The sequence below is a fragment of the Sulfitobacter sp. genome, assembly GCF_036961165.1.
GTDB lineage: Bacteria > Pseudomonadota > Alphaproteobacteria > Rhodobacterales > Rhodobacteraceae > Sulfitobacter.
Map to the genome: position 1 here is coordinate 18152 of NZ_JBALVJ010000003.1, position 11875 is coordinate 30026.

Below are 11875 nucleotides of genomic sequence, written 5' to 3' on the forward strand. Positions count from 1 at the left end.
CCATGGATGACCTGATTGAGACCGCTGCCGAAGCATTTGAGGCGGACGCGCTGCCACATATGCATGAGGTCCACACCGATCCCGACGCAAAGACCTCAGAGGGCCAAACGCTACCCAAGTGTGTGGCAGAAACGCCGGTCGCGCAGAAATCGACAGCTCAATGGGCTTATGAGCGCACAGTGCTCTATCTCAAGAAGTTCGAGGAAGGGCTGGATGACGGCCACGAGATTGCCATGGGGTTTGCAGGCACGGATGCCGGCGTTCTTAGAATTGAGGGCATGGGATATTTTGATCCTGACATCGTGACGTTCTACGGCATGGACCAGGCGGGCGGAAAAATGCAGCTTGTCCAGCATGTCAGCCAGTTGAGCGTCGTGTTTCGTGCACTGCCCAAAGCGGTCGAGACGGCGGCGCCCAGACGGATCGGGTTCAAGCTGATCCAGGATCTGGAGCAGGGCGACGCTTAAGCGCGGCATCTTGTGCACAACCACCAAATCCGGCGTGACAGGGCGGGCAAAATGCCGTAACTGCTGCACAGCATAGTCGAAGATGACGAAAGGGACACACCGATGGCCGAACATGAACATGGCACGATGAACACTGACACGCAGGAAAAGACGTTTGACGGCTTTGTCACTTTTGTGACCCGTGCGGTCATTGCAATCATTGGCATCCTAATTTTTATGGCGATTTTCGCCCGCTAATTCGAGCTTTCGTTTTAATGATTAAATCTTTCTTGGCAGTCGCATTGTCGGCTGCCTTGCTTGCGGGTTGCACCGAAAAGGGCAAGGAATCGCCAACTGAAGCGATTGCGTCCGCAGCTTATTCTCATTCCGGGCAGCCACGGCTGACCCTGATTACGATGATTAACAATCGCACAGGTGCAGGTGCGCACACATCACTGTTGGTGGAAAGCACGCAGTCGGTCTTGTTTGATCCTGCAGGCTCGTTCTTGCATGAGGACGTGCCGGAGCGTGGAGATGTTCTGTATGGAATGTCGCCCCAGTGGGTGCGGTGGTATAAATCAGCGCACGCGCGCTCGTCCTTCCATGTGGTCAGTCAGGAAATCGACGTCACTCCGGCCCAAGCCGCGCGTGCCTTGCAACTGGTGCAGTCCAACGGTTCCGTGCCAAGTGCGATGTGTTCAAGCTCTACATCTTCTTTGCTTCGGCAAGTGCCCGGATTTCAGGCGATCAAGCGGGGATTTTCTCCGACAAAGCTGATGGATCAAATGGGCCAGATTCCTGGCGTTAGAACGACCCGTCTTTATGAAGACGACGAGGGCAATGTCCTTGATGGGGTCAGGGCGTTACCCCAGTAAGTAAAGCAGCCCGTAAAGCGTTGCAGCGCCGCTCAGCACTGCCATCAACACATTCTTCGTAAGCAAGCCAACTGCCAGCGTAACTGCAGCGGCCGTTGCCCGCGGGATGTCAAAGGCGCCGTCAGTGGCGGCAGGCCAGACAACCTGGGGTGCCACAAGCGCGGGCAGGATTGCCACAGCGGTATAGCGAAGGTGCCGCAACAGCCAGTCCGGCATGGCGCGTTCGCCGACGAGACCGGTGAAGACAAATCGCAAGCCGAAGCTGCCGATGCCAAGCAGGATGATCACGGTCCAGAGTGTGCTGGTTTCGATCATGTCTTAATTCCTCTTCGTTCCAGCCAGACTTCGGTTTGTGCGCCTGCCATCATCCCTGCGATGCCGGCAATAATCAGCCCAAGCGAGTAAGGGACGCCAGCGGCCAGCAAGCCTACGATGACAGCCACCAGCGCGGCCATCACATGGGCGGCCGTCCGGAACATCGGGGCAATCATCGCCAGAAAGGTGATCGGTATGGCAAAGTCTAGCGCCCAACTGTCGGGCACCTGCGCACCCAGCAATGCTCCGACAAGGGTAAATAGATACCACAGGGGCACAATAGGCGTCACAGCGCCTAGAAAATAACGCACCCGCTGGCTGACCGTCATGTCTGGCTCACGCTCGAACTTGGCGACGCCCACGACATACGATTGATCCACCGTCAGGTAGGCGCAAAGCGCGCGTTGCCACAGCGGGGCGGCTCCGATGTAGGGCGTCAGAGAGGCGGAATACATCGCCATGCGCAGGTTCACGGCCAGCGCCGAAATCAGCACAATCGCTGTCGGCACATTCTCTTGCAGCAATTGCAGCGCGGTGAATTGTGCGGCACCTGCAATGACGACAATTGAAAAAGCCATCGTCTCGAACACATTGAGTCCTGCCTCTGTCGCGAGCACTCCGAACAGGGTCGCGAACGGGATGATCACCAGAATGAACGGGCTGCCGTCGATGATTCCCTGACGGTACGGGGATTTGCGGGTGGTAGTGGTCATGCGATACCCTTAGATTACCGCCAATGCGTAGCGGTTTGCCGAGGGGGACGCAATTGGCTGAACTTCAAGATCTTTCCGAATATCTGATCGCTCCTGATCCAGAGGCGCAGCGCCTGACGCGCAAGGTCACGGGGCTGGATCACGATGGCAATCTCCAAGAAATCAACGTGGTCGAGGAACGCCCGCTGACGATCTACCTGAACTCGCAGGAAATTGTCACTGCGATGACAATTGGAGACTACCCCGAATATCTGGCACTAGGATTTTTGCGTAATCAGGGCATGCTGCGTACCAACGATGAGATTACACGCGTCGACTATGACGAAGAGCTTGAAATCGTTGTCGTGCGCACTGCGCGGAAGACTGATTACGAAGATAAGATGCGTCGCAAGACCCGCACCAGTGGGTGCGCTGTCGGCACGGTATTTGGCGATATGATGGAGGGGTTGGAGGGCGTTGTGTTACCTCAGACGCCGGTGCGCACCTCATGGCTTTATGAGCTGTCGTCCAAGATTAACCGCACGCCGAGTCTTTATCTACAAGCCGGTGCGATCCACGGTACGGTGCTGTGCTGTGGGGACCGTCCGCTGGTCTATATGGAGGACGTGGGTCGTCACAACGCGGTGGACAAGATTGCCGGCTGGATGCTGTCCGAAAAGGTGGGTGCGGAGGACAAGATTCTTTACACCACAGGTCGCCTAACTTCCGAGATGGTGATCAAAACCGCGATGATGGGGATACCGGTGCTTGCCTCACGCTCTGGCTTCACCGCATGGGGCGTGGAGATCGCCCAGCAGGTCGGGCTGACCCTGATCGGGCGGATGAAGGGGCGGCGCTTCATGTGTCTGTCGGGCGAAGAGCGTTTGCTGCGCGACGCCGATCCTGCTGCGATCGCGGACGAGCCGCGCCGCGCAGGTCGCAAGAGCGCACCATGAGCGATGCGCGCTGGCATCTTGATGTCGCCCCGTCTGCAGCTGAAACATACGAGGCGATGACGATTGCGGGGCACGCCTTACTGGCGCCGAAGCAGCGTGCCTTGATGCTGATTTACGCTGCGACTATTGGTCTTTTCGCCCCTATGGGCATGACGATTACCCTATGGGTAGTCATCAAGTTGTTAGGCGGAGCGGATTTTTCAGATCTTCCCACCGGCACGCTGCCGGTCACATTCGTGCTGTCGGGGATGTTTGTGCTTTGGCTCATGCGCAAAACCTATTTTATTATTGCGCGGCGGTCGGTTCATTCCAGATTCGGGCGTGGCTACAGCATAGTGCTGGGTGATGCAGGCTTGACGTTAATAACGCAAAACAGCCACTGGCACAGCGGATGGGGGGATGTGGCTTTGGTCCGTGGCGGGAAGGCGGTGCTTGTTGTTGGCATTTCGTCCATGTCTATAACTCTGCCGCGACGTGTGTTTGCAGGGCCGCGTGACGCCGAAGACGCATTGCAGACGATGCAGGATTGGCGAGAGGCAGCGGCGTGACTAGTGAGTACATCCTCAATATTGCCTTGCTATGCATCGTTGTGTTCGGGGCCACTCGTCCCAGCATCCCGTTTGCTGCTTTTGAGGATGTCGCACAAATCTACGCCTTTGAAGCAGACAAAAATAAATGGTTGGAGGTATCCCGTTGAAACAGCCTTTGGGAGTGATACTTGCTGGTGGACAGGCCACGCGTATGGGCGGGGGCGACAAGGGTCTCCGGCTTTTGGGCGGGCAAAGCCTGCTGGCGCGGGTTGAGGCGCGGTTATCGCCGCAAGTGGCAGGTGTTGCTCTCAATGCCAATGGCGATCCGGCGCGGTTTGCAAAGCTCGGCCTGCCAGTTGTTGCAGATAGTATTGCAGGATTTGCGGGGCCGTTGGCGGGTGTTCTTGCTGGGCTCGACTGGGCCGCTGCGCAGGGGGCTGACACCATTGTGACAGCTGCCGCCGATACGCCGTTTTTCCCCTGCGATCTGGTGCCGCAATTGTTGCTGGCGTCGGAAGGCATGACACATCCGCTGGTCCTTGCTGCCACACCTGATCCTGCACGGGGCCATGCGCGCCATCCAACCTTTGGCCTTTGGCCTGTTGCGCTGCGCGATGACCTGCGCCACGCGCTGGAAGGTGGCTTGCGCAAGGTGGTCTTGTGGACACAATCACACGGCGGCCGCGAAGCACTGTTTGCGGATGAAAACGCGTTCTTTAACGTGAACACGCCCGATGATCTGGCCCGAGCGGAGAGCATGTTATGAGACTTTACGGTGTCGTGGGTTGGAAGAACGCCGGCAAGACCGGCCTGATGGAGCGCTTGGTGACCGAGATCACGGGGCGTGGGTTTACCGTCTCTACGGTGAAGCATGCCCATCACAGCTTTGACGTGGATCACCCCGGCAAGGACAGCTTTCGGCACCGAGAGGCAGGTGCTTCGCAGGTGTTGCTGGCTTCGCGCAACCGGATTGCATTGATGCACGAATTGCGCGGCGCAGCAGAGCCTACGCTGGACGTGTTGCTGACGCAGCTTGCCCCCGTCGATCTTGTGCTGGTTGAAGGGTACAAACGCGATACCCATCCCAAGATTGAGGCGCACCGTGCGGTAACCGGAAACCCGCTAATTGCGCCAAATGATCCGACGGTGCGGGCTGTGGCAAGCGACACCGCCTTGCAAGTCGATCTACCGGTATTCGATCTCGATGACACAAAGGCGATCGCTGATTTTATCCTGCAAGAGGCCGGGCTGTGAGGTCCTTTGATACGGTCCTTGTGGTAGATTGGTCTGCCGGAAAACGCGCAGGTCCTACGCCGCGCAAGGATGCGATCTGGCTTGGTATCACCCGCGAAGGTATCTCCCTTGAACCGGTTTATTGCCGCTCTCGCCAAGACGCAGAGCAGGCGATATTTAAATTTATTGAGCAGGAGGCAACCGCAGGTCGCCGCCTGCTCTGTGCTTTTGATTTCCCTTTCGGCTATCCGCGGGGTTTTGCAAAACACGTCACGGGATCGGATGATCCATTTGCGTTGTGGGACTGGTTCGAAGCGCGGATTTCCGATGCACCGGACGGAAGTAACAATCGGTTTGACGTTGCGGAAACGCTCAATGCGATGTTCGGGGGGGCGGGACCATTCTGGGGGAAACTGGCCCGTGATCAATGGCCCGGTGTCCCCTACCGCAAAGAGGGTATCGTCTTTGACACCGTGGCGGAAAAACGGGCCTGTGATCTGGCGGCCAAGGCGGCATCGTCGTGCTTCCAGTTGGCATTTCCGCCCACGGTAGGTGGGCAGGTAATGATGGGCCTGCCTTTTCTCAATCGGCTACGGCGTAAGACCGGTGCGCGGGTTTGGCCGCTTGAGGCTTGGGATGACGCGCCCGTTGTGCTGGCCGAAATCTGGCCTGGTGTTATTGAAAAAGCAGTCAAAGCGGCCTTGGCTGCACAGGATGCCGATCCAATCCGCGACCGTGTTCAGGTCCGTCTGCTTGCGGATGCGCTGGCGCGGCTACCGGTTCATCAGCTGGTCGCGCATATGGCAGATGTGCCAGAGGTGGCGGCAGAGGAAGCATGGATACTTGGAGCTGGTTTGTCAGAAGAACTATGCGCTTTGGTGCAGGAGGTTCCTGTCTTGCGCAATGACTGTTTTGCTTTGCCTCAAGGGGTTCACTGGACCCCTGTAAACGAGGCGTTGGAGATGTTGCAGAGCAGACTTGCGGCGGTCACCTCCGCCGAGACCGTTTCATTGAGCAAATCCGCTGGCAGGATTGCGGCGCGTGATCTGGTCGCTTTGCGTGCCAATCCACCGCTGCCGAATACGGCTGTGGATGGCTACGGTTTTGCCGGTGGGCGCGGAGAGGGTGTACACCGTCTGCCGTTGGTCACAGGCCGCGCTGCTGCGGGGGATGCACCTGCGGAAGTGCCCAAGGGGATGGTAATCCGCGTGCTGACAGGGGCCGCATTGCCCCATGGCGTGGATACTGTGATCTTGCAGGAGGACGTGTCGGTTCAGGATGGCCATATCGCTTTTCAGGGCGTGCTCAAACAAGGCGCCAACACCCGTCGAGCTGGGGAGGATGTGCAGGCCGGTGATCGGATCTTGCGGGCGGGGCGGCAGATTACTCCTGCCGATCTGGCGCTGATGGCTGCCACGGGCGTGTCCGAGGTGCCAGTACGCAAACCTTTGCGTGTCGGGGTTCTCTCGACCGGAGATGAACTGGCTGAAGCTGGTACGCCTGCACGCGCGGGGCAGATCTATGATGCCAACCGCCCCATGCTGCTGGCGCTTCTGGAAAGGTTGCACCACATCCCTGTTGATCTTGGACAAGCCCCAGATGACCGTTCCGCCCTGCGGGCCATGTTTGACGGGGCTGTGGGGCAGGTGGATGCGATCATCACCAGTGGTGGCGCGTCAGCTGGGGATGAGGACCATGTCTCGGCTCTGTTGACCGAGGCAGGGGCGATGGCGCTGTGGCGCATTGCGATGAAGCCCGGTCGTCCGCTTGCTTTGGGCGTCTGGGAGGGGATCCCGGTGTTTGGCCTGCCGGGAAATCCTGTGGCTGCGATGGTTTGTACGCTGGTATTCGCCCGCCCTGCACTGGCGTTGTTGGCGGGTGCCGACTGGACCACTCCGCAAGGCTTTGACGTGTCGGCCGCTTTCACCAAGCGCAAGAAAGCGGGCCGCCGCGAATATCTGCGCGCGCGCATGCGCGGCGGCATGGCAGAGGTGTTTGCCTCCGAAGGATCGGGACGGATTAGCGGGCTCAGCTGGGCAGAAGGGCTTGTCGAGCTGGATGAAGAGGTGAGGGATGTTCAAGCAGGCGATACAGTGCGGTTTATTCCCTTTGGCAGCTTTGGGCTTTAAGAGCACTGGGGGTGTGATGGCATGGGTGGTTTTGGTCGGCGCGACGCCTGCGCGGGCGGACGAGCAGTTTGCACTATCGATGTTGATGACCGGTTGAGCGCTTCCGATCTGGGACAAATCCGCGTGACAGGTGGAGAATCGGCTGGAGCTGTGGCCACGTTCGAAGCAGGGCAGGGCGTTTTTCTTGAGGCGGTGTTCGATGCGCAAAGCCGCGCGCAGGTCTGCTCTTAGTCGAAGGTTCCTGCAACGCGGCCAAGAAGCATGAACGCGCGCGCGGTGCGCGTGTCGGCCATCGCAGCGATCTCGGCATCGGTCGCGACTTTTTCAAAATCCGCAAACAGCTTGTCAAAGCGGCGCAGGAAGTGATGCGCCGCATCGCGAAAGATAGGATCTTGTTTCATCCGACCAACCGTAAGCGCCAGCGAGGAGCGGTCCCTGATGCCGCCCAAAGCGGCGATTGGACGCCCGCGTGCACCCTGACCAAACATCCGCCAAATCTCGGGGCGGGCACGATCGGGACGCAGATCGTCCATATAGATGCCATCCTGACTAAGCAGGGTTAGAATGTCCTGAGCTGCCTGAATAAGCTGCGCGGCATTGCGGTCTTTCATGGCGCGGCGCAGCGCGGCAAAGCCTGCCTCATCTTCCGCAGTCTCGGGGAAGTTAAGCGCGCGGATCAGGTCATCACCTTCGACTGGCGGTTCCATATCCGCGCTTTGAGTACCAAGGGCAAGGCTGGCCTGATCCTGACTGGGGGCCTCGACCGCTGGCTGAACGGCGCGCGGTGATTCCTCACGGCGGGTGGAGAAAGTGGCAAGCGCTGTCTCGGTCTTGCGCGTGGCGGCGGCGATCTCGTCCAGTTTGCGACTGACTGACGGTTCTGTGCTGATACGGCCACTTTGTTGCTGAGAGATATAGGCATGGCGGATGGCGTCGATGGCGGCCTGCAAACGCTGGCTTTCTTCGCGCATGACCCGGCTGGCCCGCGCCGCCGTTGCGGCAACCCAGATCATTGCTACCGGCATGAAAACCGCCAGCATAGTCATCAAAAAGCGCAATCCTCCCTCACCTTCAACAGCCGGTGGTTGCGGCAGGAAGACAAAGAAAATCAGACACCCCAGCAGCCAAATTGCAGAAAGCGCGATCGCGATGACTTCAATCCCGGTGATGCTTTCGGATCGGCCCTTGTCATAAATGCCAAGAGGTGTGGGGCGTGAGGCAGCAGTCTTTTGCGCAGTCGTACGTGTGGCACCTGCCTGAGCACGGGGGCGTGGATGTTCGGAAACTGGCGCGTCAGACATACTTTGCGCTCCGCTCAGGCGTAAACGATCTTGAGAACCTCATAGGATTTATCGCCCCCCGGTGTGCGGACTTCAACGCTGTCGCCCTCGTCCTTGCCAATCAGCGCGCGCGCGATGGGGGATCTGATGTTCAGCAGCCCTTTTTCAATGTTGGCTTCGTATTCGCCCACAATCTGATAGGTTTTCTCTTCGTCGGTGTTTTCGTCGACCAAGGTCACCTTAGCACCAAATTTAATCGCGCCGGAAAGCTTTGAGGGATCTATCACTTCGGCAAGCGAAATCGCGCCTTCAAGCTCTTTTACGCGGCCTTCGATGAAAGACTGTTTTTCCTTGGCGGAGTGGTATTCGGCATTTTCGGACAAATCGCCATGCTCACGCGCTTCCGCAATCGCCTTAATGATGGCGGGCCGCTCAACGGTTTTGAGGTGCTTGAGTTCGGTCTCGAGGGCCGTGTGCCCTGCGCGTGTCATCGGAATTTTTTCCATGGCGTGTCTGTCCGTAATACTAAGGCGCGCCCCGAAAATTTTCGAGGCGCGAGTTTGCGTCTGCAATACCTGACCCAAGTTGCACGGCAAATGCAAGCGGATAAGGCGTTGACGCTGGCGTGGTTTCGCCGAAGTTGCGCGGGTTAGTTGTACTGTACGACTTCGTATTCGATGCCGTCATAATCATTAAAGTAAAAACGGCGGCCGGGCTCATAGTCCTGATGGCTGTGCGGCTCAAACCCGTGGGCGCGTACGGCGCGTTCTGTCGCGTCAAGATCGTGCACAACCACTGCGATGTGATTAAGACCAGCCAGGCAGGTGTAGGTGTCGGGTTGGGCTCTGACGTTCGTCGCGGGCTGATACAACGCGAGGTATTGATCCTTGGTGCCGACATGGACGCTTTTTCCTTCGTGGATTGAATCTCCTTGCCAACGGATGTGCCATCCGAACAGGCTGCTCATCCAGGCGGCGGTAGCGGCGCAATCCGAGACGGTGTAATTGGCGTGTTCCAGTCGGGCGGTCATGGGAATTCCTTTCAGGTAATGACGTGACCCTATGATCTGTAATTGCTAAACCTAACTTCAGGTCAAGCATTTTTCGGAGAAGAATATGGTAGTGAATGAAGGGCTCACCATTGGCGCTTTGGCGGCGTGCACTGGCCTCGAGGTTTCCGCGATTCGTTATTACGAGGCGCAGGGTTTGATCAAACCCTGGCGCAATGCAGGAGGGCAGCGCCGCTTTGCCCGAGCTGATCTTCGGAGACTGAGCTTTGTCATGATCGCACAGTCGTTAGGGCACAGCCTGCCGGAAATCAGGACGCTGCTGGAGGCACTGCCCAAGGGGCGGACGCCGACCAAATCCGATTGGACCCGTCTAAGCGGCGCTTTTCGCGAAACGTTGGATGCGCGCATTGCGACATTGACCCGGTTGCGCGACAATCTGGACGGTTGCATCGGCTGTGGTTGTCTAAGTCTTGATGCCTGTGCGTTGTATAATCCTCAGGATCGGGCAGCCAAAAGTGGGCAGGGGCCGCGTTATTTGATGGAGGACCGGCCCTAAAATGCCATACGTTAGCGCTCACGCCGCCCCGTTTCTGTAAAAATGCTAAACAGGGGCTATTTAACGCGCCGTCGTGATTGCAAAGAGAACCGCGCTTCGATACCCAAATTCAAACCGTTTTTGACGCAAAGGGAGCGCCTGCTATGGCCGAGATTGAACGCGAAGCGATGGAATATGATGTTGTGATCGTAGGCGCCGGGCCTGCGGGCCTGTCGGCAGCTATCCGTCTTAAACAGCTGGACGCCGATTGTAATGTTGTCGTGCTGGAAAAAGGTTCCGAAGTAGGCGCGCATATCCTGTCCGGCGCGGTGCTTGACCCATGTGGTCTGGATGCGCTGATCCCCGACTGGAAAGAAAAAGGCGCGCCGCTGAACGTGCCTGTGGTCGAAGACAACTTTTACGCGCTTGGCGCATCCGGCGAAGTACGCATCCCCAACTTCCCCATGCCGCCACTGATGAGCAACCACGGCAATTACATTGTGTCCATGGGCAACGTCTGCCGATGGATGGCGGAGCAGGCCGAGGAAATGGGCGTCGAAATCTTCCCCGGTATGTCCTGTTCCGAGCTGGTGTACGGCGAGAACGGCGAAGTCAAAGGCGTGGTCGCGGGTGAGATGGGTCTGGGAGCCGATGGTAAACCCGGCCCCAGCTATGAACCCGGCATGGAGCTGCACGGCAAATACGTATTCCTCTCCGAAGGTGTGCGCGGCAGCCTCAGCAAGCAGGTGATCGAGAAATTCGATCTGGCCAAAGGCAAAGAGACGCAGAAATACGGCCTTGGCATGAAAGAAATCTGGGAGATTGACCCCGCCAAGCACAGAGAAGGCTCCGTTACCCACACAATGGGTTGGCCGTTGGGTAAAAAAGCGGGCGGTGGGTCGTTCATCTACCACCTTGAGAACAATCAGGTTTACGTTGGTTTCGTGGTCCACCTTGGCTACAAGAACCCGTATGTTTTCCCATACATGGAATTCCAGCAGTTCAAGCATCACCCGATGGTGGCCGAGATGCTAAAGGGCGGCAAACGCGTAGCTTACGGCGCACGTGCGATTACCGAGGGTGGCTATCAGTCCATGCCTAAGATGGTAGCACCTGGTGTGGCACTGCTGGGTTGTTCTGTGGGCATGGTTAACCTGCCGCGCATCAAGGGCAACCACAACGCGATGCTGTCGGGCAAAGCAGCAGCCGAGGCCGCCTTTGAGGCGATCAAGGCAGGCCGCTCTGGCGATGAACTGCCTGAATATGAGAGCGAAGTGCGCAATGGCGCTATCGGCAAAGATCTTTACAAGGTGCGCAACGTCAAGCCGCTGTGGTCGAAGTTCGGCCTTGTGGCATCGCTGGCTGTGGGCGGCTTTGACATGTGGTGCAACACGCTGTTTGGTGGTTCTCTGATGGGGACACTCAAGCACGGCAAATCGGACGCAGAAGTGACTGAGCTGGCCTCCAAGCATGAGAAAATCGAGTATCCCAAGCCGGATGGCACGCTTAGCTTTGACCGTTTGACCAACGTGGCGTTCTCCTTCACCAACCATGAAGAAAGCCAGCCTGCGCACCTGACGTTGAAAGACCCGTCTGTGCCGGTAGATGTGAACCTGCCCAAATACGCAGGCCCATCGGCGCGCTATTGCCCCGCAGGTGTTTACGAATTTGTAGAAGAGGCGGGCAAAGATCCCCGTTTCGTCATCAACTTCCAGAACTGCGTGCACTGCAAGGCATGTGACATCAAAGACCCGAGCCAGAACATCGTCTGGACAACGCCTCAGGGCGGTGACGGGCCAAACTACCCGAACATGTGATCAATTAACGCGGCTTCCTGCCTATTCAGGCGGGGGGCCGCCATTGCGCGGACGCGCA

At 58.0% G+C, this 11875-nt stretch carries 16 protein-coding genes; 11 read left to right on the forward strand and 5 right to left on the reverse strand.

The features are described from left to right. The first annotated feature begins 2 nt into the window (after positions 1–2). The 3 genes from V7730_RS02500 to V7730_RS02510 all read left to right on the forward strand — a co-directional run bounded on the left by V7730_RS02500 (position 3) and on the right by V7730_RS02510 (position 1321). Positions 3–467, forward strand: a complete 465-nt coding sequence (locus tag V7730_RS02500) for a hypothetical protein (RefSeq protein ID WP_335746010.1) — start codon at positions 3–5, stop codon at positions 465–467. Between the two features lie 102 nt (positions 468–569). Continuing rightward, on the forward strand, positions 570–704 hold the full coding sequence (locus V7730_RS02505) for an aa3-type cytochrome c oxidase subunit IV (protein WP_335746011.1): 135 nt from the start codon (positions 570–572) through the stop codon (positions 702–704). A gap of 17 nt (positions 705–721) precedes the next feature. Continuing rightward, positions 722–1321, forward strand: coding sequence for a hypothetical protein (locus V7730_RS02510; RefSeq protein WP_335746012.1), 600 nt, complete (start codon positions 722–724; stop codon positions 1319–1321). On the opposite strand, the gene V7730_RS02515 is transcribed toward V7730_RS02510, so the two are convergent. Both V7730_RS02515 and V7730_RS02520 read right to left on the reverse strand, forming a co-directional pair. Next, positions 1310–1636, reverse strand: coding sequence for an AzlD domain-containing protein (locus tag V7730_RS02515; RefSeq protein ID WP_335746013.1), 327 nt, complete (start codon positions 1634–1636; stop codon positions 1310–1312). The genes V7730_RS02510 and V7730_RS02515 overlap by 12 nt on opposite strands. After that, entirely contained in the window at positions 1633–2349 is a 717-nt protein-coding gene (locus tag V7730_RS02520; RefSeq protein ID WP_335746014.1) for an AzlC family ABC transporter permease, read from the reverse strand. The genes V7730_RS02515 and V7730_RS02520 overlap by 4 nt, the downstream gene beginning before the upstream one ends. A gap of 23 nt (positions 2350–2372) precedes the next feature. Here V7730_RS02520 and V7730_RS02525 point away from each other — a divergent pair, with 23 nt between their 5' ends. The 6 genes from V7730_RS02525 to V7730_RS02550 all read left to right on the forward strand — a co-directional run bounded on the left by V7730_RS02525 (position 2373) and on the right by V7730_RS02550 (position 7407). Then, positions 2373–3284: a formate dehydrogenase accessory sulfurtransferase FdhD gene (locus V7730_RS02525; protein ID WP_335746015.1), complete on the forward strand. Its 912-nt coding sequence runs from the start codon at positions 2373–2375 to the stop codon at positions 3282–3284. Continuing rightward, positions 3281–3832 (forward strand): hypothetical protein, encoded by a 552-nt coding sequence (locus tag V7730_RS02530; RefSeq protein ID WP_335746016.1) that lies wholly within the window; start codon positions 3281–3283, stop codon positions 3830–3832. The genes V7730_RS02525 and V7730_RS02530 overlap by 4 nt, the downstream gene beginning before the upstream one ends. A gap of 145 nt (positions 3833–3977) precedes the next feature. Next, positions 3978–4580: a molybdenum cofactor guanylyltransferase MobA gene (gene mobA, locus V7730_RS02535; protein ID WP_335746190.1), complete on the forward strand. Its 603-nt coding sequence runs from the start codon at positions 3978–3980 to the stop codon at positions 4578–4580. After that, positions 4577–5068, forward strand: coding sequence for a molybdopterin-guanine dinucleotide biosynthesis protein B (gene mobB / locus V7730_RS02540; RefSeq protein ID WP_335746017.1), 492 nt, complete (start codon positions 4577–4579; stop codon positions 5066–5068). The genes mobA and mobB overlap by 4 nt, the downstream gene beginning before the upstream one ends. Next, positions 5065–7176 (forward strand): molybdopterin-binding protein, encoded by a 2112-nt coding sequence (locus V7730_RS02545; RefSeq protein ID WP_335746018.1) that lies wholly within the window; start codon positions 5065–5067, stop codon positions 7174–7176. The genes mobB and V7730_RS02545 overlap by 4 nt, the downstream gene beginning before the upstream one ends. Positions 7177–7197: 21 nt before the next feature. Then, entirely contained in the window at positions 7198–7407 is a 210-nt protein-coding gene (locus V7730_RS02550) for a hypothetical protein (protein WP_335746019.1), read from the forward strand. Here V7730_RS02550 and V7730_RS02555 read toward each other — a convergent pair. The 3 genes from V7730_RS02555 to V7730_RS02565 all read right to left on the reverse strand — a co-directional run bounded on the left by V7730_RS02555 (position 7404) and on the right by V7730_RS02565 (position 9486). Next, positions 7404–8477 (reverse strand): hypothetical protein, encoded by a 1074-nt coding sequence (locus tag V7730_RS02555; RefSeq protein WP_335746020.1) that lies wholly within the window; start codon positions 8475–8477, stop codon positions 7404–7406. The two genes, V7730_RS02550 and V7730_RS02555, sit on opposite strands and share 4 nt — an antisense overlap. Positions 8478–8491: 14 nt before the next feature. Beyond that, positions 8492–8962, reverse strand: coding sequence for a transcription elongation factor GreA (gene greA, locus V7730_RS02560; protein ID WP_335746021.1), 471 nt, complete (start codon positions 8960–8962; stop codon positions 8492–8494). 143 nt (positions 8963–9105) lie between these two features. Further along, a complete protein-coding gene (locus V7730_RS02565; protein ID WP_335746022.1) occupies positions 9106–9486 on the reverse strand; it encodes a VOC family protein in 381 nt (126 codons plus the stop codon). An 85-nt stretch (positions 9487–9571) separates the two neighbouring features. Between V7730_RS02565 and soxR the strand changes: the two genes are divergently transcribed. Together soxR and V7730_RS02575 are read left to right on the forward strand one after the other, a co-directional pair. After that, positions 9572–10021 carry a redox-sensitive transcriptional activator SoxR gene (soxR, locus tag V7730_RS02570; RefSeq protein WP_335746023.1) on the forward strand — a complete coding sequence of 150 codons (450 nt, stop codon included), beginning with the start codon at positions 9572–9574 and terminating at the stop codon, positions 10019–10021. Positions 10022–10164: 143 nt separating this feature from the next. Then, positions 10165–11817, forward strand: a complete 1653-nt coding sequence (locus V7730_RS02575; protein ID WP_335746024.1) for an electron transfer flavoprotein-ubiquinone oxidoreductase — start codon at positions 10165–10167, stop codon at positions 11815–11817. Positions 11818–11875: the final 58 nt, after the last annotated feature.

Excerpts from the sequence above, each read along its gene's own strand:
- V7730_RS02510 (WP_335746012.1), top strand. The coding sequence starts at position 722 with ATGATTAAATCTTTCTTGGCAGTCGCATTGTCGGCTGCCTTGCTTGCG.
- V7730_RS02530 (WP_335746016.1), top strand. The coding sequence starts at position 3,281 with ATGAGCGATGCGCGCTGGCATCTTGATGTCGCCCCGTCTGCAGCTGAA.
- V7730_RS02515 (WP_335746013.1), bottom strand. The coding sequence starts at position 1,636 with ATGATCGAAACCAGCACACTCTGGACCGTGATCATCCTGCTTGGCATC.
- V7730_RS02555 (WP_335746020.1), bottom strand. The coding sequence starts at position 8,477 with ATGTCTGACGCGCCAGTTTCCGAACATCCACGCCCCCGTGCTCAGGCA.
- V7730_RS02525 (WP_335746015.1), top strand. The coding sequence starts at position 2,373 with ATGCGTAGCGGTTTGCCGAGGGGGACGCAATTGGCTGAACTTCAAGAT.
- V7730_RS02565 (WP_335746022.1), bottom strand. The coding sequence starts at position 9,486 with ATGACCGCCCGACTGGAACACGCCAATTACACCGTCTCGGATTGCGCC.
- soxR (WP_335746023.1), top strand. The coding sequence starts at position 9,572 with ATGGTAGTGAATGAAGGGCTCACCATTGGCGCTTTGGCGGCGTGCACT.
- V7730_RS02505 (WP_335746011.1), top strand. The coding sequence starts at position 570 with ATGGCCGAACATGAACATGGCACGATGAACACTGACACGCAGGAAAAG.
- V7730_RS02520 (WP_335746014.1), bottom strand. The coding sequence starts at position 2,349 with ATGACCACTACCACCCGCAAATCCCCGTACCGTCAGGGAATCATCGAC.
- greA (WP_335746021.1), bottom strand. The coding sequence starts at position 8,962 with ATGGAAAAAATTCCGATGACACGCGCAGGGCACACGGCCCTCGAGACC.
- V7730_RS02500 (WP_335746010.1), top strand. The coding sequence starts at position 3 with ATGGATGACCTGATTGAGACCGCTGCCGAAGCATTTGAGGCGGACGCG.
- V7730_RS02550 (WP_335746019.1), top strand. The coding sequence starts at position 7,198 with ATGGGTGGTTTTGGTCGGCGCGACGCCTGCGCGGGCGGACGAGCAGTT.
- mobB (WP_335746017.1), top strand. The coding sequence starts at position 4,577 with ATGAGACTTTACGGTGTCGTGGGTTGGAAGAACGCCGGCAAGACCGGC.
- V7730_RS02575 (WP_335746024.1), top strand. The coding sequence starts at position 10,165 with ATGGCCGAGATTGAACGCGAAGCGATGGAATATGATGTTGTGATCGTA.